Source organism: Rhodococcus sp. MALMAid1271 (genome assembly GCF_049195265.1).
Lineage (GTDB): Bacteria > Actinomycetota > Actinomycetes > Mycobacteriales > Mycobacteriaceae > Rhodococcoides.
On the sequence record NZ_JBMIRQ010000078.1, the window covers coordinates 28832 to 52456 of the forward strand.

Genomic DNA, 23625 nt, shown 5'->3' on the forward strand with positions numbered 1-23625 from the left:
CAACAGACACAGGGCACAGCGTACGTGGGTACAGCTCGAACCGGCATCAGGCCTGGATGCTCTGTGCCCTGCGGCCCTGCTCGGGACGGCCGTACCAGAAATGTGACCTCACCGTCTTGCATTCACGGCTCACGTTACCTAAATTGTGAACACGGTGTGATTCACGTAACACTTGATAATGATTGTGGGGCAGCTCTTAGAATTTGTGCTTCGCCAGCGAGGTACAAACTGCTTCGAGCCTCCGGGGTCGTCCACCTAGGACGTCCGACACGCAAAGGGGTATCCGCATGCATACGACAACCGCGCCGACGCGACTCGATGTAGAAGAAGCAGAGGCACGCATCGCCTGGGTGTCCCACGCCCGCTGCAAGGGCACGGACCCGGACCAGCTCTTCGTTCGCGGTGCAGCGCAGCGCAAGGCTGCGACCATCTGTCGGCATTGCCCGGTGTTGATGCAGTGCGGCGCGGATGCGCTCGACAATCGAGTCGAGTTCGGCGTGTGGGGCGGCATGACCGAGCGGCAGCGCAGGGCCCTGCTCAAGCAGCACCCCGAGGTCGATTCCTGGTCCGAGTTCTTCGAGGCCCAGCGTCAGCAACAGGCCGCCATCTGACCCCTACCGGCGAGCCGATCGCAGCTCACCCCTGCCGGGTCAGCTGATCGGCGACGGCACGAAGCGCGGCGAGGTCGGACACCTCGAACGGCAACGACGGAACACCGACGATGGGCACGCGGGGGTGCGCACCGGTGAAGCGTCGCAGCAACCGAACCTCGCGCGCTGCCGTCACGGCACGTTGAGCGTGGATACGAAGAACGGCGGCGGTCAGTTCAGCGCCGGGCTCCTCGATCCGATCCAGCAGATCGGCGGCCGTGGCGGCATGATCGGCCGGCACCGACGACAGCGTCGGGTGCGTCCGGTTCACCACGAGGCCGGCCAACGGCATCTGCTCCTCCGACAGCCGCTCGACGAAGAACGCGGCCTCGCGCAACGCATCGGGTTCTGCAGCCGCGACGACGAGGAAGCTGGTTCCGTCCTCGCGCAACAACTGGTACGTACGCGTGGCACGCTCGCGGAAGCCGCCGAACATCGAATCCAGTGACTGAACGAAAGCCGATGCGTCAGAGAGCATTTGGCTACCGATCACCGTGGAGACGCCGCGCATCGCCAGGCTCATCGCGCTGGTGACCACACGGGTGATGCCGCGTCCGGGGGCGGTGAGCAGCCGGATCAAACGACCGTCGAGAAACGACCCGAGTCGCTGCGGCGCGTCGAGGAAATCGAGTGCGTTGCGCGAGGGCGGAGTGTCCACCACGATCAGATCCCACGAGGCGTCCAAGGACAACTGCCCCAGCTTCTCCATCGCCATGTACTCCTGTGTGCCCGAAAAGGACGACGCCACAGTCTGATAGAACGGATTGGCGAGGACCTGCTGCGCCTTCTCCGGCGTCGAATGTTCGATCACCATCTCGTCGAACGTGCGCCGCATGTTCAACATCATCGCGTGCAGTTCGCCCTTGGCACCTGCAGGCAACTTCACCGGCTGCGGGCTGTTGTCGAGATCGCCGAGGCCGAGTGCCTGAGCCAGTCGCCGGGCCGGATCGATCGTCAGCACCACCACGCGCCTGCCCTGTTCGGCTGCGCGCAAGGCCATCGCCGCGGCGGTCGTGGTCTTGCCGACCCCGCCTGCCCCGCAGACGACGACGATCCGCGAGGCGGGGTCGGTCAGAATGCGGTCGACGTCGAGGTCGGTAGCTCCTGGTCGAGTCATCGGACACCCTGTTCTGCCAGTGTGGCGGCGAGTTCGTACAAACCACCGAGATCGACACCGTCGGCCAACATCGGTAGCGACATGCGGGCGACATCGAGTTCGTCGAGCGTGGTTGCGCTCTCCACCTGAGCGGACAGCGTGGACGCATGCTCGATCGATTCGGTGAGCAGACCCGCGAAATCGTCCTCGGAGAGCGTGATTCCGGTCTTGGCGAGACCGTCGTGGATTGCCGCGGCGTCGATCTCGCCCTCGGCGATGGCCTCGAGCGATTCGGCAGGCAGGTACGTCGGTTCGGTGCGGTTGACGATGACCGTGCCCAACCGCAGATCTGCTGCCGCGAGTTCACGCACCGCGTCGGCGGTTTCCTGTACCGGCAGAGCCTCGAGCAGCGTCACCAGGTGCACGACGGTGTCGCTCGAGTGCAGCAGCCGAACCACGCCCTCGCTCTGGGACCGCACCGGGCCGCCCTTGGCCAGATCCGCCATGGCCTTGGTGACATCGAGGAAGTTTCCGATGCGACCTGTCGGCGGTGAGTCCACGACGACCTCGTCGTAGGCGCGGTCACCCTTCTTGTCGGTCCGCACCACGCATTCTTTGATCTTGCCGGTCAGCAGGACGTCGCGCAGGCCCGGTGCGATGGTGGTGGCGAATTCGATGGCACCGATCTTGCGCATGGCGCGGCCCGCGAAACCGAGGTTGTAGAACATATCGAGGTATTCGAGGAACGCGGTTTCGATGTCGATGGCCAGGGCGTAGACCTCGCCGCCGCCGTCCGCTGCGGCGACGCGAGTCTCCACCGGCGGCAACTGCGGTACGTCGAACAGTTGCGCGATGCCCTGCCTGCCCTCGACCTCCACCAGTAGCACCCGTCGACCGCCCGCTGCCAGCGCCAGCGCCAACGCCGCGGCGACCGTCGACTTTCCAGTGCCGCCCTTGCCTGACACGAAATGCAGCCGCGCGGCATCGGCTTTCGCCGACCATCCCTCTTCGTTCGCTGTTCCCACGCCTCGACCATATAGAGGTATCCCCCGGACGTCCGGCGGACATGGCTAACCGACGTTCGATGGTCCGCGAAGCTCGTTCACCAGATCCTCGGTGTGCGCTCGAAGCGACGGCAGCGCCGTGGGGCAGGTGACAAGGGAGACGGTGACGGTCTCACCGAGTCCGAAGAAGCCGTGGGTCACGGCGCGCCCGTCTTCGAGAAACGGAAACCCGGCGGTGAATCGGGCTCTCGCACCGCACAATCGGAGATCGGCCGCGCCTCTGTTCACGCTGACGACCGTTGTCTGGCCTGCGACGCGGTCGGGGTTTCGGATTCGATGGCGAAACCGACGACCCTGGACGTATCTGACGATCGGTGCTGGTACTCGGTCGTCGGCTCGGGCAAGCCGCAGCACCGGCTCGGTGGTCGCTCGTACCCGTTCCTGCTCCAGTGATCGGGCGATCTGCTTTCGCCTGTCGTGCGGGTCCTCGATGTCGGCATGGAGATCGACCGTGCCCATCAACACGCGGTTCGCCGCTGCCCACGCGAAACGCGGCGGAAGTGCAATCGGCACCATGGCAGCAACGTCGAGATCGCCCTCTCGGCCGTCCACATCGCGCAGGTATCTGCTCAGGCAGGTTCCGACCGCTGCCAACGCCGACACGGTGATCGTCGAGCTGCCCGCACGACACTGCTCGGCGGGCATCGGCACGATCCGAACCGTCCTGGCCGAACTGACGGCGCAGTTGAGCGAACTGGCTGGAAGCGAACTCGGGAGCGGGGTCGCGAGCACTGCGCGCAGCGCCCTGCTCGCTGTCCAGCGTGAAATCGCGAGGTCGACGGGGGCGCAGAGCAGGGCACGTGCCGTGTTCACCCAGGTGCGGATCGTCGTCTCCTGCGCCGGGGGGCCGGGCAGCGGGATGCCGACCGTGCGGTCCTCGGGCGCCGCGAAGAGCGCTCGCAGCAGTCGAGTCACTCCGAGGCCGTCGGTCAACGCGTGCCCCACCTGCAGGATGATCACGGTGGCGGCACCCTGGACCCGCGGGACACCGTGGACGCCGCGAACGAGGTGTAGCCGCCAGGATTGTGCGCGCATGTCCAGGCGCGTGCCCAGCAGCTCGCCGACGAATTCCTCGAATCGGTCCCAGTTCTGTCCGGCGAGATCATGATCGACCAGGTGCTCGCGAGGCGCAGAATCGTCGCGTACCCAACGCGGGTAGTCCAGTCCCCACAGTGTTTCCTTCAACCGAAGCCTCAGCCCGGGGATACCGGGGGCCCGAGCCTCCACATGTGCTCGGACGTCGGCGAAGGTGGGCGCGGGGCCGTCGACGGAATCGAACGCCAGCAGCGCGAACTGATCGCTCGAACCTCCGTGATCGCGGCCGAAATGGTAAACGGCATCCTTCATCTCGAGTCGGGCCATCACCCGACCCTAGTTCGAGGAGATCGAGCAGATCGGACGTACCGGGGGCGTCGGCGAACGATAGGCTCTGAACTCATGAGCGAAAAGATCATCTGGGAGTACTTCACCGCGCCGGTGCTGATTCATGCCACCAAGCAGATTCTCGACAACTACGGCTCCGAGGGCTGGGAACTCGTGACGATCATGGCAGGACCCAACGGCGGCGACACGTTGGTCGCGTACTTCAAGCGTCCGAAGGCCTGAGCACGTGACGAACTGGAGTGAGCGCCTGGTCGAGCTGGGCATCGAACTGCCCGAGGTGGTCCCGCCGCTGGCGGCGTACGTCCCGGCAGTGCAGGTGGGTTCGATGGTCTACACCTCCGGTCAGCTACCGATCGTCGACGGCAACCTGACCTCCGTCGGCAAGGTCGGCTCCGAGGTCTCGGCCGAGGACGCCACCGCAGCGGCGCGCGTCTGTGCATTGAACGCACTCGCTGCCGTGCATGCCCTCGTCGGCATCGACTCGGTCGCCCGCGTGGTCAAGGCCGTCGGCTTCGTCGCATCGGCCTCCGGCTTCACCGGTCAGCCCGGAGTGGTCAACGGAGCGTCGAACGTCATCGGAGAGATCTTCGGCGACGCAGGAAAGCACGCGCGTTCGGCCGTCGGGGTTGCCGAACTACCTCTCGGTGCCTCGGTGGAAGTGGAGCTCATCGTCGAGCTGCGGTAGGCGTCGTCCCGTGCAGGGCAGCGCAGGTCTCGTTGATCGATGCGCGCAGGATGTCCGCGTATTCGGAGTGGTCCGGGACGGTCGTCGGGCACACGGACACGCACACTGCGATGACCTCGCCGTACCCGTAGACGGCGTGGGTGAGGCTGCATCCCGGACCCAGCGCGGCGACGCCCGCGCACAACCGAGCTCGGCCCGACCCCAGCACGAGGTCCAATCCGGTTCGGTCGACGCTGGTCACGACCGTGTGGGTCACTGCCCGATCCGGCCTACCGGTGCGGCGAACGATGCTGCTCGCGTGGCGTCCGAAACCGTGCAGTAGGGCGGCCGGATAGTTCTCGGCAGCGAGAGTGGCCTCGACGTGCCGGTGATCGGTCACGTGATCGCGTTGCAGCGACAGCGCCGCCGCGACGGCCGACGCTCGCTCGGCCGCCCCGGTGAGCTGTGAGTGCAGTGAGACCGCGGCAGGCAGGGTGCGGTTGATGGCCGGCCACGGCACCGACGGAGCGAGCGCAATGGGCACCAGCGCCCGGATATCATCATGATCGGGCTCACCGTGGGCGGCGAAGAACGTCGACAGCGCAGCTCCTACTGCGGTGAGGGCGGTGACCGTCACGGTGTGCTGCCCGCCCCGGAACTGCGCTTTCGGAAACTGCAGCACGTGTACGGTCCTCGTCCCGTCGGGATGGATATTCGATGACGTGGAGCCGACCGAACGCGGTGCCACCAGTTCCCCGGTTCGCACCGCGGCCACGTACTTTCGCTGGGTTCGCACCATGGCGAACTGGGATCGCACCCAACGGATCGGCAGCAGTACCGCAGCTTTCGCCGCGTCGTACAGAGGGTGCGCCCGGGAGGTCTCGGGATCATCGGTGAACCCGAGGTTCTCGGTGATCTCATCTCGACCGAAGAGGGCACGAGCGATACGCGTACCGACGGAGCCGTCCGCGAGCGCGTGACTGATCTGAACCACGACGACGGTGGCTGCACCCTGCACGCCGTCGACCGCGGTCAGACCCCGGCCGACATGCACCGTCCAGGCTCGATCCGTCGCGTCGATCGCACGGCTCGACAGTTCCGCCAGGAACGACGCCGCCGTGTGTCGTCCGTCGGAGAGATCGTGATCGATCAGGTGGTCGCGAACAGGGAGCCGATCATGGACCCATCGTGGAAGATCCAGCTGACCGGGTACCTCGCAGATGCGAATTCGCAGCCTCCGAACATGTTCGGCGCGCCGCTCGACGTGCCGTGCCACCTCGTCGAAGGTCGGTGGCTGCGCGTCGCCGGAATCGAACACGATCATCGTGTACTGGTCCGTCGAGCGATGTGGGGCAGAGGCGAAATGGAACTCCGCATCCTTGATATTCATCCTGGTCACACTTCAGGGTGCCCACGACCTCGCTCGATCAATCACCTCCTGCAGGTGCACTCCTCGATGAACGGAGCATTCGTGATCGACACCGGACTCGACGGACTCGAGGAATTCGTCCAGCAGGACCGCGAAGCAGTCGGTCGACGAGGTGGATCGATCGGTGAGGGTCTCGACGCCATCGGTGCCGCTCAGTTCGATACGCATCAGCGAGGGCATGATCGGCGTCCGCAGCGACAACTGGACGGTGCTGCGGGCACCACCTTCGTGTTCGAGCAGAACCGTCCAACTGTCCGACGCCACCTCGCGGTGCGAATAGGCAACGCGTGCAATGGTTCCCAGCGCGGTGTCGAGTAGATCGAACACGTGGGGCCCGATGTCGAGGATCGCCCCGTCGTCATGACGCCACTGCGAGCGGGCGTACGCACCGCCGAGGGTGGCACCGGAGAACCAGGTTCCCGAGCCCGCCGCCCAGGAACGTCCGGCGACCGCATCGAGGAATTGTCTTGTCTCAGGGGCAAATCGGAGAGTGAGCGTCACCATCGAGCGGACGCCTGCCGCTGTGACTGCCGTGGCCAGTTCCTCGGCCTCGGCCACCGTTGCGGCAACGGGCTTGTCCAGCAGCACGTGTTTGCCTGCCTGCGCTGCGCGCAGTGCATAACCGGCCTGCACTGCCGGTGGTACTGCGAACGCCACCGCGTCGACGGCGTCGAGCAGGGCCTCGAACGACTCGAAGACCGGCGCACCGAGGTCGGCCGCGGCCTCGGGTCGTCGGGCCCACACGCCGGAGAAGTCGACGCCGGGATGGGCGAGGAGCGAGGGGGCTTGAGTCTTACGAGCCCAGGGGCCCGCTCCGACGAGTCCGACCTTCATGTGAGTCAACGGTAGTCCTACAGTAATTCCATGGCCGTCTCGAACCCTCAGCATCCCGCATACGGACTTCTCCGGACAGTGACGCCTACCGCGTCGGTTCTGCTCGCCGACAATCCGGGCAACATGACCCTCGACGGAACGAACACGTGGATTCTGCGGGCACCGGGGTCCGAGGAGTGCATCGTCGTCGATCCGGGGCCGAAGGATCGGGGCCATCTCGACGCCGTCGCCGCGTCGGGCAGGGTTGTTCTCACGCTCGTGACCCATCGCCACGCAGATCACACCGCCGGGCTGCGGCGGTTCCACCGAAAGACAGCGGCTCCGGTGCGGGCTTTCGGGGAGAAGTTCCTCCACGGCACCGGCACTGCGCTGATCGACGGGGAGGTGATCGAGGCCGCCGGGCTGCGGATCGAGGTGCTGCACACGCCCGGTCACACGGCGGATTCGGTCAGCTTCGTCCTCGACGACGCGATCCTGACGGGCGACACCGTTCTCGGCCGCGGTACCACGGTGCTCGACCCGAAAGACGGCTCACTCGCGGACTATCTGGGCTCACTGGACCGGTTGGAAGGTGCGGGAGCAGGCAAGACGGTGCTCCCCGGGCACGGTCCGGAGCTCGCCGATGCCGCCGAGGTGGCGCGAGGCTATCGCGCCCACCGTCAGCAGCGTTTGGACCAGGTCCGTTCGGCGTTGGCCGAGATCGGCGAGAACGCGAAACCGATGCAGGTCGTGCGGCACGTCTATTCGGACGTGGACAAGAAGTTGTGGCCCGCTGCGCGGATGTCGGTCAAAACGCAGCTGGCCTACCTTCGAGAAGGCAACTAGCGAGCTCGGCGGGCCAGACGCTCGGAGTCCGAGATCAACACCGACTTGCCTTCGAGCCGCAGCCAGCCGCGGTGCGCGAAGTCTGCCAGCGCCTTGTTGACGGTTTCGCGAGAGGCACCGACGAGCTGAGCGATCTCTTCCTGCGTCAGGTCGTGGGTCACGCGCAGCGATCCCGCTTCCTGGGTGCCGAAGCGCTGTGCGAGCTGCAGCAGCGCCTTGGCGACACGTCCGGGAACGTCGGTGAAGATGAGGTCGGCAAGGTTGTTGTTGGTACGACGCAACCGGCGAGCCAGCACGCGCAGCAACTGCTCGGCGATCTCGGGTCGCTGGTCGATCCAGTCCTTGAGCGCGGCGCGGTCCATGCTGACCGCGCGCACCTCGGTGACGGTGGTGGCCGAGGAGGTGCGGGGGCCGGGATCGAAGATCGACAGTTCGCCGAACATGTCCGACGGTCCCATGATCGTCAGCAGGTTCTCGCGCCCGTCGGGGGAGCGTCGTCCGAGTTTGATCTTGCCGGAAACGATGATGTAGAGCCGGTCTCCGGGCTCACCCTCGTTAAACACGACGTGTCCACGAGGGAAATCGACAGGCTGCAGCTGCTTCGTCAGCGCCGCAACCGCAGAGGGCTCGACTCCTTGGAAGATGCCGGCCCGTGCCAGGACGTCGTCCACTTGCGCTCCTTTTGGGATGTCGGTGACGCGGCAACCCGCACCACCGAAAGCGTTTGTACACAGTTCGTGCCACTCACCGAACTGCGGGTGCAATTCAGGCGTCGACGCCGATCCGATGATCAAACACAACAATTACCTCAGGAGAGTCTACTTCGAGTCGGTGGAAACCGAGTGATCGACGCCACCACAGGTTGCCAGAGCCCTCGCGCGTACGTTCGCGTTCACCCGAAATTCATGGAAATCACGACCGATACAGACACAACGTCCTGATCAGCTGGCGCGTTGGTCGACCATGCCGTCGCGGGTGTCGATCGTCCGCGGCGGGGTCTGACGTCGCTTGCGGGTGTTGAAGCGAGCAAGAGCGTGCGGGAAGCCTTCGTTCGCCAGAGTGGCCACCTCGGAGTTGCTCGCCTTGTCGAGGAATTCCTGAACTTCCTGCTCCCGGACGCCGAGCTTGCTGAGCCGGAACTCGACCCGCTCCATAGCGAGTGCGAAGAGCATGAGTAGTACCGGAAAGAGCACCACGGCGAGTCCTTGCATACCCAGCAGTAAACACCGAAATGGTCTCGATACAAACACAGCACGATGTGCCTGCATCGTTCGTTACGCATTCTTGTCCGTACAGTGTTGGAGTGGAATCGACAGCTCCGAAACGCCCCGACGTGCGCAAACGCGAGGAGACTCACCTCGGCCTCGTACGCCGAGCGCGGCGGATGAATCGGAAGCTCGAGACAGCCTTCCCCCATGTGTACTGCGAACTCGACTTCACCACACCCCTCGAACTCGCCGTTGCGACCATCCTGTCCGCGCAGTGCACCGACAAGCGCGTGAACATGGTGACCCCTGCACTGTTCGTGAGATATCGCACGGCCCGCGACTACGCGGAAGCAGATCGAACCGAACTCGAAGAGTTCATCCGCACCACGGGGTTCTATCGCAACAAGGCCACATCGCTGATCGGCCTCGGGCAGAAACTGCTGGAGAATTTCGACGGTGAGGTACCTGCGACGCTGAAGGACCTCGTCACCCTTCCCGGCATCGGCCGCAAGACCGCCAACGTGGTGCTCGGCAATGCGTTCGACGTACCCGGCATCACCGTCGACACACACTTCGGCCGGCTCGTGCGGCGCTGGCGATGGACCGAGGAGGAGGACCCGGTCAAGGTCGAGCACGCCGTCGGCGCACTCATCGAACGCAAGGAATGGACCTTGCTTTCCCATCGAGTGATCTTTCACGGGCGACGCGTCTGCCATGCTCGGACGCCCGCCTGCGGAGTGTGTGTCCTCGCCAAGGACTGCCCGTCGTTCGGAACCGGCCCGACCGATCCGGCCACCGCTGCCGCACTGGTCAAGGGCCCGGAAACCGATCACCTGCTCGCCCTCGCCGGAATCGTGTCGTGAACAAAGCCGCGCTGCGCTGGTCTCTCGTCGCTCTGATCCTGGTCGTCGGGATGGTCTATGCGCTCTGGCCCCGCCACGACGCTCCCACTGCCGCACCGTCGGACGCGCCCGGTCTCGGGCAGCGTGCGCCCGGTACCGACGCGCGCCGCGCAGCCGATACCCCGGAGGCTCTCGCGCCGCTGCGACAGGAGGCCGGCCTCTCGGCATGTCCTACGTCACAGGGCAACGACGCGGGCCCGCTGACCGGCATCACGCTCGAGTGCATCGGCGACGGCTCGTACATCGATCTGGGGCAGGCGCTCGCGGGGCGTCCCGCATTGCTCAACATCTGGGCCTACTGGTGCGGACCCTGCGCAGAAGAGCTGCCGTACCTGCAGCAGTACGCCGAACGAGCAGGCGACGCAGTGACCGTGATGACGGTGCACAACGACGCCAACGAGACCAACGCACTGGCTCGGCTCACCGACTACGGCGTCACCCTGCCCGGAGTTCAGGACGGCGGTGGCCGCGTCGCCGCGGCCGTGGGGGCACCGAACGTGCTGCCCGTTTCCGTTTTGATATCTGCGGATGGCACTGTCGCCAAGGTGTTGCCTCAACCTTTCCGTAGCGTCGACGACATCGCCGACGCCGTGCGCGTGAATCTGGGAGTCGAGTCGTGAGCGCTCCCGAATGGCTCGTAACCATGCGTGACGTCGCAGGCGGGGCCCGCGGGCTTTCCGACACCATCGGTGCCAACCCAGTTCTGCAGCGTCAGGCCCCGCCGTCCGGCCGCTCACGAACTGCGGCGGTCCTGGTGCTGTTCGGCGGACCGGCAGACGCCGATCCCACCTCGCCCGGCGGGCTGCCCGCCGAGGCCGATGTGTTGCTGACCCAGCGCGCATCGACGCTGCGTGATCACAGCGGACAGATTGCGTTCCCCGGTGGTGCCACCGATCCGGGTGACGACGGCCCGATCGGAACGGCGCTGCGTGAAGCCGAGGAAGAGACAGGACTGGATCCGGCCGGTGTGGTTCCGCTGGCGACGATGCCCGGGATCTACATCCCGCCCTCGCGCTTCGATGTGGTTCCGGTGCTCTCGTACTGGGAGCGGCCGAGCCCGGTGCGCGTCATCGATGCGGGTGAGACCGAGCGGGTCGTGCGAGTTCCGTTGCGCGAGTTGCTCGATCCCGACAATCGATTCCAGGTTCGACATCCCTCGGGTTACCAGGGCCCGGCCTTCTCGGCGCAGGGAATGCTCGTGTGGGGATTCACGGGCGGTATTCTGGCGGGCCTACTGGCTGTTTCTGGCTGGGAGCCCGAGTGGGACACGGGTGACGTACGCGATCTGGAGGCCAGCTTGACTGCGGTAGGAGCGAGGCTCGATCGGTGACCGGTTCAGGATGGGTCGATATCGCGGTGATCGCCATCGCACTGCTGGCGGCAACGTCGGGATGGCGGCAGGGTGCGGTGGCGTCGGCGCTGGCGTTCCTCGGCGTCGTGCTCGGTGCCGTCGCCGGAATTCTGGTGGCCCCACACGTACTGGAGCACGTCGATGGTTCGCGAACGAGGGTGTTCGTCGGCATCGCGTTGATCGTGGTGCTGGTGATCGTCGGTGAAGTCGCCGGAATGGTTCTCGGACGCGCACTGCGCAGCGGAATCCATTCGCGCGCAGCCAGATCCGTCGACAGCACGATCGGAGCCGGACTGCAGGCGGTAGCAGTTCTCGCCGCTGCCTGGCTGCTCGCCATTCCGCTGACCTCCTCCTCGCAGCCCGAGGTCGCCAGTGCGGTACGCGGATCCACGGTGCTGGGCCAGGTCGACGAAGTGGCACCCGATTGGCTGCGGCAGGTGCCGAAGGAGTTCTCGGCTCTGCTCGACACCTCGGGGTTGCCGGAGGTCATCGGGCCATTCGGTCGCACCCCGGTCGCCGAGGTCGCGGCTCCCGATTCCGGGATCGCCGCAGGCCCCATTCCACTTCAGCTGCAGTCCAGCGTCATCAAGATCAACGGCATCGCTCCCAGCTGCCAGAAGGCGCTCGAAGGTTCGGGCTTCGTCGTCGGACCGAATCTGGTGATGACCAACGCGCACGTCGTCGCCGGAACGTCCGAGGTGACCGTCGATTCACCCAACGGACCGCTCGACGCCGAGGTAGTACTGTTCGATCCCGAGGAAGACATTGCTGTGCTTCGGGTTTCGCAGTTGCAGGCACCGGTGTTGTCGTTCGCCCCGACTCCGGCCGATTCCGGAACCGATGCCATCGTGCTCGGCTACCCCGGCGGCGGGCCGTACACCGCGAGCCCGGCACGTATCCGCGAGGTCATCAATCTCAGCGGCCCCGATATCTACCGCACCGGAACCGTCCAACGCGAGGTCTACACGGTGCGCGGATCGGTGCGGCAGGGCAACTCCGGTGGACCACTGGTCAACTCGTCCGGCGAGGTGCTCGGTGTCGTCTTCGGTGCGGCCGTCGACGACCCCGATACCGGATTCGTGTTGACCGCATCGGAGATCTCGCAAGAACTGGCACAGAGTTTCGATGCGCCGGTCGCGGTGACCACCGGCGACTGCATCGTCTAGCTAGCTCTCCCGGACAACCCGCAGGATCTCCTCGGACACCACCTCGGGCGCTTCCTGGTGCGGGTAGTGCCCCACGTCCGGCACTGTTCGACGCGTCAGCCCCGGTGCCCAGTGCCGATCCCGATCGAGGGTGGTCGGCAGCACGTACGGGTCCAGGTCGCCGCTGATCTGAGCGACCGGAATCGTGGTGCGGACGTCGACGGCGTCCATGAAGCGGCGTCCGTCGGAACGGAATTGGCTGCGGAACGCCCACCGCTGATATTCGAGCGCGCAGTGCGCGGCACCGGGAATGCGGATGGCCGAGCTCATCTTCGCGGCGGTGTCCGAGAAGTCGTCGGTACTCATCCACGCCGCCCCGGCGCGGCTGCTCATCAGCTCTGTCACTGCGGCACCGCCGTTGCGCGTCAACTGCCGCTCGGGCCGTAGCGGAATCTGGTATCGCACGAAGTGCGGGAGCAGCGCGGCGCGCTGGGCGGGGTCTTTCAGTACTGCGCGCCGCAGGGAAATGGGGTGCGGGGCGTTGATCAGCACCATCGAGCGCACGAGACGCGGGTGCAGCGCGGCACTGGCCCAGCAGACCAGTCCGCCGTCTGCGTGCCCGACGAACGTGGCGTGCGGATAGCCGAGAGCACGGACGAGTCCGACGATGTCGCCGGCAAGGGTCCACCCGTCGTAACCGCGTGGGGGCTTGTCGGAATCGCCGTATCCGCGCAGGTCCACCGCGATCGCCCGGACACCCGAGCCGGCGAGTGCCTGGATTTGGTGCCGCCAGGAGTACCAGAAGTCGGCGAAACCGTGCAACAGGATCACCAGAGGTGCGTCAGGAGCGTGCTCGCCGACCTCCACCGTGTGAAAGCGGATTCCGTTGGCGTGGATGTCGCGATGGATCCACTGTCCCGGATAGCGGACCGTGGACGGATCGGGCTGATTCATGCTGCTCGATTCGCCGGGTGGCTACTTCTTGTAGCCGGGAACCCCTGGGATGGAATCGTGCTGGTTCGGCAGCACCGTCGACGCCTGCTTGAGCGAATCGATGGTCTTCTCGGGCTTGCGCAGCTTCTTGACCCTGCGATAACCGAGGAAGCCGAACAGAGCGGCGGCCAACACCATGAACGCGAACACGATCAGGAAGGCTGCCCACCGGTAGAGCCACACGTCGAGCAGTTCGGCGGCGAAGAAGAAAAAGAAGAAGGTACTGAACAACAGGACCGTCAGTGCCGCGATGAAGAAGACGCTGCCCTGCAGTCCCTTCTTGACCTCTCCGGTGACCTCCGCTTTGGCGAGGGCGACCTCGGCTCGCACCAGCGTCGACACCTGTGTGGTGGCGTCCTTGACGAGGTTCCCGATGCTGGCGCTACCAGGGGTGCGGGCATCGACATCGGTCAGAGGTATCGACGAAATCGTGTTCGGGACGCCGTTTCCGTATCCCTTGTCATTGCTGACGCTCAACTCTCGGCCCCTTGTAATCGCTCTGCTCGGTGTTGATCGGATCGTATCGACAGTAGTGCCTACGTAGCAGGTTAACTGCTCCGCGATGGGCGAGCGACGCTCGGCCCCAGAGCCGCGTACCACCGCGCCGCACCGGGCAAACAGCGAGAATCGGGTACGACCGGCGACAAACGAAACCGGGCCGTGAAATTCTCAGGTGTTCATCAGGTAATTTGCAGGGAACTTCCCCCTTCAGGAGCATCCGTGAGTTCAGCACACGCCGTCACCGCCGATGGCGCAATTCCCGCACCGCAGGTGCCGCGTTCACGCATCGTGATCGCGTCGATGGTCGGCACGTCCATCGAGTTCTTCGACTTCTACATCTACGCCACCGCCGCAGTGCTCGTCTTCCCGCGCCTGTTCTTTCCGGCAGGAAACGACACCACCGCGCTGCTGGCCTCGTTCGCGACGTTCGGTCTGGCCTTCATCGCCCGCCCCATCGGGTCGGTTCTCTTCGGGCACTTCGGCGATCGCATCGGACGCAAGGCGACCCTCGTCGGGTCGCTGTTGACGATGGGCGTCGCGACGTTCGCGATCGGCCTGTTGCCGACGTACGCCGCGGTGGGTCTGTGGGCCCCGGCGCTGTTGGCGATCATGCGCTTCACCCAGGGTGTCGGCCTCGGCGGCGAGTGGAGTGGTGCGGCATTGCTGGCCACCGAAACCGCCAAACCCGGAAAGCGCGCCTGGGCGGCGATGTACCCGCAGCTGGGCGCACCCATCGGCTTCTTCTTCGCCAACGGCATCTTCCTGTTGATCGTCATCGCCACCGGATACGACTCGGCCAACTCCGGAACCGATCACGCGTTCCTCACGTGGGGCTGGCGAATTCCCTTCCTGCTCAGCGCGATCATGGTGATCATCGGGCTCTACGTCCGGCTCAAGCTGGAGGAGACGCCGGTGTTCAAGCTGGCCGTCGAGCGCGGGCAGAAGGTCAAGGCTCCGCTGGCCCAGGTGTTCAAGTCCAGCTGGCGTCAGCTGATCATCGGTACGTTCGTCATGCTCGCCACGTACACACTCTTCTACATCATGACCACGTGGGTGGTCAGCTACGGCACCGGCAAGGTCTCCGATGTCAACGGCCCCAAGCTGGCCATCGCGTACACCGACTTCCTGGAGCTGCAGCTGATCGCGGTGCTGTTCTTCGCAGCGTTGATCCCGGTCGCCGGGCTGCTCGCGGACAAGTACGGACGCCGCCCCACGCTCATCGTCATCACCGCGGTGATCGTGCTGTTCGGCCTGTCGTTCCATTGGTTCGCCGATCCGGCGTCCGCGTCCGCAGGCAAGATGTTGGTCTTCATGTGCGTCGGCCTCGGTTTGATGGGCCTGACCTTCGGTCCGATGAGTGCCGTTCTGCCCGAACTGTTTCCGACGAACGTTCGCTACACCGGCTCGGGAATCTCGTACAACACCGCCTCGATCCTCGGTGCCGCAGTGGCCCCGTTCATCGCCACCTGGCTGGTGAGCAGCTACGGCGTCGGCTGGGTGGGTGTCTATCTGGCCATCGCGGCCTCGTTGACCTTGATCTCGCTCATCATCATGAGGGAAACCCGCGACCAGTCGCTCGACAACGTGTAGAGCGGCCGGCGGGGACATTGACGGGCGATTGCCAGGAAGCCCGGAGCGAACCCTCAGCGTCGAGGGCCACAGTGATCGCTTGTGACCGTCCTCGAACACGACATCGCCCGCCCGCGGTGGGCAATGCCCACTCTGGTCGCCCTACTCGTCGGAACAGCAGCGGCCTACGCCGTGGACCTCAGCCGCGAGCACTGGGGTAATTCCTTCTACGCAGCGGCCGTCCAGGCCGGCTCGGTCAGCTGGAAGGCGTTCGTCTTCGGTTCGTCCGACGCCGGAAACTCGATCACCGTGGACAAGCCCCCAGCGTCGTTGTGGGTGATGGAACTCTCGGTCCGGGCCTTCGGTCTGAACTCGTGGTCGCTGCTGCTACCGCAGGTGCTGATGGCCGTGTTGAGCGTGGGCATCATGTACGCGATCGTCGCGCGCCGATTCGGATACGGGGCCGGGCTGATCGCAGGCCTCGTCCTGGCGACGACGCCGACCTTCGCGCTGATGTTTCGCTACGACAATCCCGACGCGTTGCTCACCCTCGCGCTGTTGGGTGCGGCCTGGGCACTACTGCGGGGTCTCGAAGACGGTCGCACTCGCTGGCTGGTGCTGACCGGGGTGGTGATCGGGCTCGGGTTCCTGACCAAGCAGCTGCAGGCGTTCCTCGTCGTTCCCGCGCTGGCTGTGGCCTACGGGGCATTCGGGCCGCCGAAACTCGGAATTCGACTACTGCAGCTGCTGGCTGCCGGCGGTGCCGTACTCGTATCCGCCGGGTGGTGGGTGGCGCTCGTGCAGCTCGTTCCCGCGGCAGATCGACCCTGGGTCGGCGGATCGAAGACCGACAGCATTCTCGACCTGACGTTCGGCTACAACGGCCTGGGCAGGTTGACCGGGAACGAGCACCCGAGCAGCACCGCCGCGGCCCAGACGGGCGGTTTCGGCGGGGTCGGGCACGCCCCGCAAACCGGCATCACCCGGTTGTTCGCCGCTGCCCAGGGCGGTCAGATCTCCTGGCTGATTCCCGCCGCGCTGGTACTCCTCGTTGCGGGAATCGTGTTGCGGGGCAGAGCGCCTCGACGGGACTTTCGACGGGCGTGGTACGTGATGTGGGCCGTCTGGCTCATCGGATGTTCGGTGGTGTTCAGCTTCATGTCCGGCACCTTCCACCCGTATTACACGATCGTCCTTGCTCCGCCGATCGCCGCTGTCCTCGGGTCCGCGGGCAGCGAGCTGTGGAGGCGCGAAAAGTTCTCCTGGCGTGCGGTTCTGGTGCTGTCCTCGGTGGTCACCACGGCAACGTCGTTCGTCTTTCTCGCCCGTACCCCCGAGTTCCTGCCGTGGCTTCGGTGGGTGGTGCTGGGCGGCGGGATCGCGGTGGCACTCGCTCTGCTGTTCTTTCGTTCCCGAACCGTCTCGATTGCACTGGGGGCTGCGGCAATCGCGGTTGCATTGGCCGGGCCAGTGGCTTATGTCGCCGATACCGTCGTCACGCCGCACACCGGCGGTGGTCCGTCCGCGGGCCCTGCCATTGCATCCGATCACTCCGCGTATCGAACTGGACGAGGCGATGAAAGTGCCGGTCGATCGCCGCAATTCGGCTCTCAGTCGCCGCCCGATGCCGCGCTGATCGGCATGCTGGAGGCCGATGCACCCCACTACACCTGGGTGGCGGCGACGATCGGCTCCAACGCCGCTGCGGGCCTACAACTCGCCACCGAGGACCCGGTGATGCCGGTGGGCGGATTCTCCGGAACCGATCCGTCACCCACCCTCGATCAATTCGAGGCCGATGTGGCAGCCGGGAAGATCCACTACTTCGTCGCAGGCGCGGGCAGGACCCGGTCTTCGTCGATCGGCGACTGGGTGACCGCGAGGTTCACGCCGCAGACCGTCGGCGATTACACGGTCTTCGATCTGACCGAAGCACCTGCGCTCACCGCGTGACGATATCGAGCCGCTCCGCCGACGGCGGAGCGGCTGCGAGCGTCTACCGGCCCTTTGCGATTGCCTCGAACACCTTCGGATCGACGAGGGTGGAGGTGTCACCCAGATCGCGACCCTCGGCCACGTCACGGAGCAGGCGTCGCATGATCTTGCCGGACCGCGTTTTCGGAAGCTCGGGCACGATGGAAATCTCGCGAGGACGGGCGATCGGTGAAATCTCCTTCGACACCTGAGCTTTGAGCTCCTTGATCAGGTCGTCGCCGGTGTTCTCCACGCCGGCGCGCAGGATGACGAACGCCACGATGCCCTGTCCGGTGGTCTCGTCGGTCGCACCGACGACGGCGGCTTCGGCGACGCCGTTGTGACCCACCAGCGCCGACTCCACCTCGGAGGTCGAGATGCGGTGGCCCGAGACGTTCATGACGTCGTCGACGCGGCCGAGCACCCACAGTGCACCGTCCTCGTCGTACTTGGCACCGTCGCCGGCGAAGTACCAGCCCTCTTCGGGGTACCGCGACCAGTACGTGTCCTTGTACCGGTCCATGTCGCCCCAGATGCCGCGCAACATCGACGGCCAGGGCTCGTCGAGGACGAGGTAGCCGTTGCCGCCGTTGCCCAGTGGCTTGGCATCGTCGTCGACGATCTTGGCGCAGATACCGGGCAGTGGACTCATGGCCGAGCCCGGTTTGGTGGCGGTGACGCCGGGCAGTGGGGAGATCATGATCGCACCGGTCTCGGTCTGCCACCAGGTGTCGACGATCGGTGCGGTGCCGCCGCCGACGACATCGCGGAACCAGCGCCACGCCTCCGGGTTGATCGGCTCCCCGACGCTGCCGAGCAGGCGAATCGAGGTCAGATCGTGTGCCTCGGGGATCTCTTTGCCCCACTTCATGAACGTGCGCACGAGGGTGGGCGAGGTGTAGTAGATCGAGACCTTGTACTTCTCGATGACGTTCCAGTGCCGATGCTCGTCGGGCGAGTTGGGGGTGCCCTCGTAGACGACCTGGGTGGCGCGGTTCGAGAGCGGCCCGTACACGATGTAGGAGTGTCCGGTGACCCAGCCGATATCGGCGGTGCACCAGTAGACGTCGGTGCCTGCCTTGTGGTCGAAGACGTTGTGATGGGTGTAGGAGGTCTGCGTCAGGTAGCCGCCGGAGGTGTGGATGATGCCCTTCGGCTTACCCGTCGTACCGGAGGTGTAGAGGATGAACAGCGGGTGCTCGGCCGGGAAGGGTTGCGCTTGGTGCTCTGTCGATGCCTTCGCGACGGTCTCGTGCCACCACAGGTCGCGTCCGTCGGTCCAGGCCACATCGGAGTCGGTGCGTTTGACGACGAGGACGTGTTCGATCGAGGCGGCACCGTCGACGGCCTCGTCGACGGTGTCCTTGATGGGAGCGGGCTTGCCGCGTCGCCACTGGCCGTCGGTGGTGATGACGAGCTTGGCTTCGGCGTCGTCGATCCGTGAGCGCAGCGCGGTGGCCGAGAAGCCGGCGAAGACGACCGAGTGGGTCAGGCCGAGGCGAGCGCAGGCGAGCATCGAGACGATGGCCTCGGGGATCATCGGCATGTAGATCGCGACCCGGTCGCCGGAGACGAGGCCGAGTTCGGTCAGGGTGTTCGCGGCCTGGCTGACCTCGGCGAGCAGATCGGAGTAGGTGACGTCGCGGCTGTCGCCGGGCTCGCCCTCCCAGTGAATGGCCACCTGGTCGCCGTGTCCGTCGAGCACGTGGCGGTCGACGCAGTTGTAGGCGACGTTGAGCTCACCGTCGCCGAACCACTTGGCGACGGGGGCCTCGGACCAGTCGAGAACCTCGGTGAACGGGGTGTGCCAGTGGAGACGGCGTGCTTGCTCGGCCCAGAAGCCGAGTCGGTCGTTCTCCGCGGCGGCGTAGAGTTCGGCTCCGGCGTTGGCCTGTGCCGAGAACTCGGCCGAGGGTGCGTAGGAGGCAACCGCGGTCTCGTCTGTTCCGGAGGTACTGGTCGTCATCTCGAATAGCTCTCTTTCGTCCGATGCGTTTGACCCGTGAAACGACGCTTCGATGCCGCTTTCGAGCCATGGGTGAGGGTAGTCACATGTGATCGCGATCGCACCGTTGCACTCGGCTGCAACCCCCTGATCTGCGGTGATCGGTCGTTTCTGCGCGATGGACGGTAAATCGTGCGGCCGGTGAGCGGGGTCGGTCGCGTCCGAGTCCGAACTGTGAGAAATCGACTTGCCGAAACGTTTCGAACGTGTGTCGTAGCCACCCGCCGATCAGGCAAATCTGGGGGAGTTCACATGTTCGTATCAGGATGTGTCTAAAGTCCTCTTCTATTGGATCGTTCCCACGGCATACCTGCGTCGTGGTTTGCGGTCGCCCATGAATCCCCGGGCGTCGCGCCCGAGGGACTGAGCACGGATGACCCCGTGTTCACATCTGGATGGAGGATTTTCTTGCGTATCAAACGTGCCGCGGTCGTCACCACGGCTGTGCTGATGAGTGCGAGCCTGCTCGCCGCCTGTGGCGGTGGGGGCTCGGGCTCCGGCGGCAGTGCCGACGGGATCTACAGCATTTACATCGGCGAGCCCGAGAACCCGCTGGTTCCCGGAAACACCACCGAGAGCGAAGGCAGTCAGGTCCTCGAGGCCCTCTTCACTCCGCTGGTCACGTTCAACGACGATGACAACAGTGTCGAGTACAACGGCGTCGCCGAGTCAGTCGAATCCGACGACAACACCATGTGGACCATCAAGCTCAAGGACGGCTGGACGTTCCACGACGGCACTCCGGTCACGGCCGAGTCCTACACCAAGGCGTGGAGCTACAATGCGTTGAGCACCAACGCATTTGGTGCGTCCTACTTCTTCGAGAACATCGAAGGCTATGCAGATCTGCAGGGCAGCGACACCGCCGAGCCCGTCGCAACCGAACTGAGCGGTCTCAACGTCGTCGACGACACGACCTTCACCGTCAAGCTCACCGGACCGTTCGCGATCTTCCCGCTGACGCTCGGTTACACCGCGTTCGACCCGCTGCCGGAGGCGTTCTACAACGACCCGACGGGCTTCGGTGCCCGCCCGATCGGTAACGGCCCGTTCAAGGCCGACTCGGACTTCGTTCCGGGGCAGGGCTTCACCGTCACCAAGTACGACGACTACGCAGGTGACAATCCCGCCCAGTCCGCAGGCGTCAACTTCAAGGTCTACACCGAGGTGAGCACCGGCTACAACGATGTTCAGGGCGGCGGACTCGACGTCATGCTCGATCTGCCCGAGGATGCATGGGCCACCGCACGCAGTACGTTCGGTGACCGTTACGGCGAGCGTGCTCGCCCCGACATCACCTCGCTCGGCTTCCCCACCTACGATCCGCGTTTCCAGGATCCGAACGTGCGCAAGGCATTCTCGATGGCCATCGACCGCCAGGCCATCGCGACCGCGATCTTCACCGATACCCGCACCCCCGCCGACTCGTTCGCATCTCCCGTCGTCGACGGTTACCGCGCGAACGCGTGCGGTGCCAACTGCGAGCTCAACCCCGACGAGGCCAACCGCCTGCTCGACGAGGCCGGATTCGATCGCAGCCAGCCGGTCGATCTGTGGTTCAACGCCGGAGCCGGCCACGATTCGTGGATGACCGCTGTGGGCAACCAGATTCGTGAGAACCTGGGTGTGAACTACGCACTGCGCGGCGACCTCCAGTTCGCGCAGTACCTACCGCTGCAGGACGCCAAGGGTATGACCGGCCCGTTCCGCTCGGGTTGGATCATGGACTACCCGTCGATCTACAACTTCCTCAGCCCGCTGTACTCGACCTCGGCCCTGCCGCCGGCAGGCAGCAACGCCACCTTCTTCAGTGACCCGGCGTTCGACAACGCGCTGACCGAGGGCAACAACGCCGAGGACATCGACGGTGCCACCGAGGACTACCAGCGTGCGGAGGACATCCTGATCGACCAGATGCCCGCCACCCCGCTGTTCTACGGTCTGAATCAGGCCGTGTGGTCCGACCGCGTCTCCGACGTCAAGATCGACAACCGAGGAAACATCATCCTCGAGGATGTCGTAGTCAACTGACGACACACCCAGTGGGTGGCAGCCGAGCAGATCGGTTGCCACCCGCCGGGTCTCGTTCAACCGTGGGTCGAATCGGTCCCACACCGACCTGCGCCGGCAAGACCCGGGGTGCAGGTTCGTCCCTTGTTCAAGGAGAAGACACACCGTGGGTCGCTACATCACTCGCCGATTACTGCTGACGATTCCCGTCCTGATCGGCTCCTCGTTCTTGATCTTCGCGATGGTCTACGCGCTACCGGGTGATCCCATCCGCGCCCTCGCCGGAGATCGCCCCCTCGCACCAGGTGTCGTCGCCCAGCTGCGAGCCGAGTTCAACCTCGACGACAATCTGTTCGTTCAGTACTTCAAATACATCGCCGGTTTCTTCCAAGGCAACTTCGGAACCGACTTCTCGGGGCGGCCCGTCCTGGACACCATCGAGCGGACGCTCCCGGTGACCGTGCGGTTGACCATCGTGGCCGTCGTCATCGAGACCGTCATCGGCATCGCCGCAGGCGTGCTCGCTGCGCTCAAGCGGGGATCGTTCTTCGACAACCTGGTGCTGATCTCCACCACGCTCCTGGTCTCGGTGCCCGTCTTCGTGCTCGGTTTCCTCGCGCAGTTCACTCTCGGGCTCAAGCTCGGCATCTTCCCGATCTCGGGCATCAACAACGGGTGGTCGAGTTACCTGCTTCCCGGCCTGGTGCTCGCGTCGCTGTCGATGGCATACGTCGCTCGTCTGACGCGTACCTCGGTGGCCGAATCGATGGCCGCGGACTACATCCGCACAGCGAAGTCGAAGGGAATCAGCAACAGGCGCATCATCGTTCGGCATGCATTGCGCAATTCACTGATTCCCGTCGTCACCTTCATCGGTGCCGACGTCGGCGGACTTCTGGGCGGCGCAATCGTGACCGAAACGGTGTTCAACCTGCCCGGGCTCGGCCGCGCCATCTACGACGGTCTCGCTCGTCAGGAGGGTGCCGTCGTGGTCGGCATCGTGACGCTCTTCGTGTTCTTCTATATCTTCTTCAACCTCGTGGTGGACGTTCTCTACGCGGTTCTCGATCCAAGGATTCGCTATGAATAAAGAAGATTCGAGTGCAGCTCAGCACGCCATCGAAGAGGGCGAGCCCGGGGAGGTCGTCACCGGCGAGTCCGGCGATCTGGTCGGCCAGGCCAGCCTCTGGGGCAACGCGTGGAAGTTCCTGCGCAAGAGCCCGTTCTTCATCATCGGAACCTTCCTGTTGACGGTGCTGTTGGTCATGGCCGTATTCCCACAGCTGTTCGCCCGCGGGATAGATCCTCGAGTGTGCTCGCTGTCGGATTCGCGGCTGAGCCCCAGCGCACAACACTGGTTCGGTACGGACGTCCAGGGCTGCGACTACTACGCCAACGTCATCTACGGAGCGCGCATCTCGTTGTCGATCGGCGTGCTGTCGGTGATCGGCGTGCTGATCATCGGCGTCCTGATCGGCGCTCTGGCAGGCTATTTCGGTGGAATCATCGACAGCTTCCTGGCTCGGTTCACCGACGTGTTCTTCGGAATTCCGCTACTGCTCGGTGCCCTGATCCTGCTCACCGTCACCGCCCAGCGCACCATCTTCACCGTGTCGCTGGCCCTGGTCGCCTTCGGCTGGATGACGGCGATGCGTCTGGTGCGATCGAGTGTCATCGCGATCAAGAACAGCGAGTACGTCCAGGCTGCACAGGCACTGGGGGCGTCGACCTACCGAATTCTGGTGCGACACATCCTGCCCAATGCCCTGGCTCCGGTGGTCATCTACGCCACCATCTCGGTGGGAACGTTCATCGCCGCCGAGGCGACGCTGACGTTCCTCGGAATCGGACTGCAAGCCCCCGAGATCTCATGGGGTCTGCAGATCAACCTCGGCCAGAACGTGTTCCTGACATCGCCGCACCTGGTGCTGTTCCCGGCTGCGTTCCTCTCCGTCACGGTGCTCGCGTTCATCATGCTCGGCGACGCACTCCGTGACGCACTCGATCCGAAACGGAACTGAC

The 23625-nt window shown here is 65.1% G+C and carries 23 protein-coding genes; 13 read left to right on the forward strand and 10 right to left on the reverse strand.

The genetic code is table 11. From position 1 onward, the window contains the following. Window positions 1–287: 287 nt before the first annotated feature. Window positions 288–611 (forward strand): WhiB family transcriptional regulator, encoded by a 324-nt coding sequence (locus ACOQFP_RS10515; protein ID WP_206490893.1) that lies wholly within the window; start codon window positions 288–290, stop codon window positions 609–611. Between the two features lie 25 nt (window positions 612–636). Here ACOQFP_RS10515 and ACOQFP_RS10520 read toward each other — a convergent pair whose 3' ends face one another. The 3 genes from ACOQFP_RS10520 to ACOQFP_RS10530 are packed head-to-tail and all read right to left on the reverse strand — an operon-like array spanning window position 637 to window position 4172. Continuing rightward, window positions 637–1767, reverse strand: coding sequence for an ArsA family ATPase (locus ACOQFP_RS10520; protein ID WP_421584282.1), 1131 nt, complete (start codon window positions 1765–1767; stop codon window positions 637–639). Continuing rightward, window positions 1764–2771: an ArsA family ATPase gene (locus tag ACOQFP_RS10525; RefSeq protein WP_421584283.1), complete on the reverse strand. Its 1008-nt coding sequence runs from the start codon at window positions 2769–2771 to the stop codon at window positions 1764–1766. Before ACOQFP_RS10525 ends, ACOQFP_RS10520 begins: the two co-directional genes overlap by 4 nt. A gap of 45 nt (window positions 2772–2816) precedes the next feature. Then, entirely contained in the window at window positions 2817–4172 is a 1356-nt protein-coding gene (locus tag ACOQFP_RS10530; protein WP_421584284.1) for a wax ester/triacylglycerol synthase domain-containing protein, read from the reverse strand. 75 nt (window positions 4173–4247) lie between these two features. Between ACOQFP_RS10530 and ACOQFP_RS10535 the strand changes: the two genes are divergently transcribed. Both ACOQFP_RS10535 and ACOQFP_RS10540 read left to right on the forward strand, forming a co-directional pair. After that, window positions 4248–4415 carry a DUF4177 domain-containing protein gene (locus ACOQFP_RS10535; protein ID WP_094609297.1) on the forward strand — a complete coding sequence of 56 codons (168 nt, stop codon included), beginning with the start codon at window positions 4248–4250 and terminating at the stop codon, window positions 4413–4415. A gap of 4 nt (window positions 4416–4419) precedes the next feature. Continuing rightward, on the forward strand, window positions 4420–4878 hold the full coding sequence (locus ACOQFP_RS10540) for a RidA family protein (protein WP_206490887.1): 459 nt from the start codon (window positions 4420–4422) through the stop codon (window positions 4876–4878). On the opposite strand, the gene ACOQFP_RS10545 is transcribed toward ACOQFP_RS10540, so the two are convergent. Both ACOQFP_RS10545 and ACOQFP_RS10550 read right to left on the reverse strand, forming a co-directional pair. Further along, window positions 4859–6247, reverse strand: coding sequence for a wax ester/triacylglycerol synthase domain-containing protein (locus ACOQFP_RS10545; protein WP_421584285.1), 1389 nt, complete (start codon window positions 6245–6247; stop codon window positions 4859–4861). The genes ACOQFP_RS10540 and ACOQFP_RS10545 overlap by 20 nt on opposite strands. A 12-nt stretch (window positions 6248–6259) precedes the next feature. Further along, the gene (locus ACOQFP_RS10550) at window positions 6260–7120 is read right to left on the reverse strand and encodes a Gfo/Idh/MocA family protein (RefSeq protein WP_421584286.1); all 861 of its coding nucleotides are present in this window, start codon (window positions 7118–7120) and stop codon (window positions 6260–6262) included. 30 nt (window positions 7121–7150) lie between these two features. Here ACOQFP_RS10550 and ACOQFP_RS10555 point away from each other — a divergent pair, with 30 nt between their 5' ends. Next, the gene (locus ACOQFP_RS10555) at window positions 7151–7945 is read left to right on the forward strand and encodes an MBL fold metallo-hydrolase (protein WP_421584287.1); all 795 of its coding nucleotides are present in this window, start codon (window positions 7151–7153) and stop codon (window positions 7943–7945) included. Here ACOQFP_RS10555 and ACOQFP_RS10560 read toward each other — a convergent pair. Both ACOQFP_RS10560 and ACOQFP_RS10565 read right to left on the reverse strand, forming a co-directional pair. Beyond that, the gene (locus ACOQFP_RS10560) at window positions 7942–8616 is read right to left on the reverse strand and encodes a Crp/Fnr family transcriptional regulator (protein WP_027494494.1); all 675 of its coding nucleotides are present in this window, start codon (window positions 8614–8616) and stop codon (window positions 7942–7944) included. The genes ACOQFP_RS10555 and ACOQFP_RS10560 overlap by 4 nt on opposite strands. A 270-nt stretch (window positions 8617–8886) precedes the next feature. After that, window positions 8887–9156 (reverse strand): hypothetical protein, encoded by a 270-nt coding sequence (locus tag ACOQFP_RS10565; protein ID WP_206490879.1) that lies wholly within the window; start codon window positions 9154–9156, stop codon window positions 8887–8889. A 173-nt stretch (window positions 9157–9329) separates the two neighbouring features. Here ACOQFP_RS10565 and nth point away from each other — a divergent pair, with 173 nt between their 5' ends. From nth to marP, 4 genes are read left to right on the forward strand one after another with little or no spacing between them, the layout of a single operon-like run. Beyond that, window positions 9330–10016 carry an endonuclease III gene (nth, locus tag ACOQFP_RS10570; protein WP_241257196.1) on the forward strand — a complete coding sequence of 229 codons (687 nt, stop codon included), beginning with the start codon at window positions 9330–9332 and terminating at the stop codon, window positions 10014–10016. Between the two features lie 50 nt (window positions 10017–10066). Beyond that, window positions 10067–10675: a TlpA family protein disulfide reductase gene (locus ACOQFP_RS10575; RefSeq protein ID WP_206491403.1), complete on the forward strand. Its 609-nt coding sequence runs from the start codon at window positions 10067–10069 to the stop codon at window positions 10673–10675. Between the two features lie 23 nt (window positions 10676–10698). Next, on the forward strand, window positions 10699–11385 hold the full coding sequence (locus tag ACOQFP_RS10580) for an NUDIX hydrolase (RefSeq protein ID WP_206491402.1): 687 nt from the start codon (window positions 10699–10701) through the stop codon (window positions 11383–11385). Next, window positions 11382–12572 (forward strand): acid resistance serine protease MarP, encoded by a 1191-nt coding sequence (marP, locus tag ACOQFP_RS10585; RefSeq protein ID WP_206490876.1) that lies wholly within the window; start codon window positions 11382–11384, stop codon window positions 12570–12572. The genes ACOQFP_RS10580 and marP overlap by 4 nt, the downstream gene beginning before the upstream one ends. On the opposite strand, the gene ACOQFP_RS10590 is transcribed toward marP, so the two are convergent. Together ACOQFP_RS10590 and ACOQFP_RS10595 are read right to left on the reverse strand one after the other, a co-directional pair. Beyond that, window positions 12573–13505 carry an alpha/beta fold hydrolase gene (locus ACOQFP_RS10590; protein WP_206490875.1) on the reverse strand — a complete coding sequence of 311 codons (933 nt, stop codon included), beginning with the start codon at window positions 13503–13505 and terminating at the stop codon, window positions 12573–12575. It lies immediately after the preceding gene. A gap of 21 nt (window positions 13506–13526) precedes the next feature. Beyond that, entirely contained in the window at window positions 13527–14021 is a 495-nt protein-coding gene (locus ACOQFP_RS10595; protein ID WP_206490874.1) for a phage holin family protein, read from the reverse strand. Between the two features lie 243 nt (window positions 14022–14264). Here ACOQFP_RS10595 and ACOQFP_RS10600 point away from each other — a divergent pair, with 243 nt between their 5' ends. Then, window positions 14265–15635: an MFS transporter gene (locus ACOQFP_RS10600; protein ID WP_206490873.1), complete on the forward strand. Its 1371-nt coding sequence runs from the start codon at window positions 14265–14267 to the stop codon at window positions 15633–15635. Between the two features lie 81 nt (window positions 15636–15716). Next, window positions 15717–17567, forward strand: a complete 1851-nt coding sequence (locus tag ACOQFP_RS10605; RefSeq protein WP_421584288.1) for a glycosyltransferase family 39 protein — start codon at window positions 15717–15719, stop codon at window positions 17565–17567. 43 nt (window positions 17568–17610) lie between these two features. On the opposite strand, the gene acs is transcribed toward ACOQFP_RS10605, so the two are convergent. Continuing rightward, window positions 17611–19554 carry an acetate--CoA ligase gene (gene acs / locus ACOQFP_RS10610; protein WP_421584289.1) on the reverse strand — a complete coding sequence of 648 codons (1944 nt, stop codon included), beginning with the start codon at window positions 19552–19554 and terminating at the stop codon, window positions 17611–17613. 447 nt (window positions 19555–20001) lie between these two features. On the opposite strand from acs, the gene ACOQFP_RS10615 reads away from it, so the two are divergent. From ACOQFP_RS10615 to ACOQFP_RS10625, 3 genes are all read left to right on the forward strand, one after another. Then, entirely contained in the window at window positions 20002–21624 is a 1623-nt protein-coding gene (locus ACOQFP_RS10615) for a peptide ABC transporter substrate-binding protein (protein WP_421584290.1), read from the forward strand. 145 nt (window positions 21625–21769) lie between these two features. Beyond that, window positions 21770–22693: an ABC transporter permease gene (locus tag ACOQFP_RS10620; protein WP_206490870.1), complete on the forward strand. Its 924-nt coding sequence runs from the start codon at window positions 21770–21772 to the stop codon at window positions 22691–22693. Next, the gene (locus ACOQFP_RS10625) at window positions 22686–23624 is read left to right on the forward strand and encodes an ABC transporter permease (protein WP_241257122.1); all 939 of its coding nucleotides are present in this window, start codon (window positions 22686–22688) and stop codon (window positions 23622–23624) included. The genes ACOQFP_RS10620 and ACOQFP_RS10625 overlap by 8 nt, the downstream gene beginning before the upstream one ends. The last annotated feature ends 1 nt before the right edge of the window (window position 23625 follow it).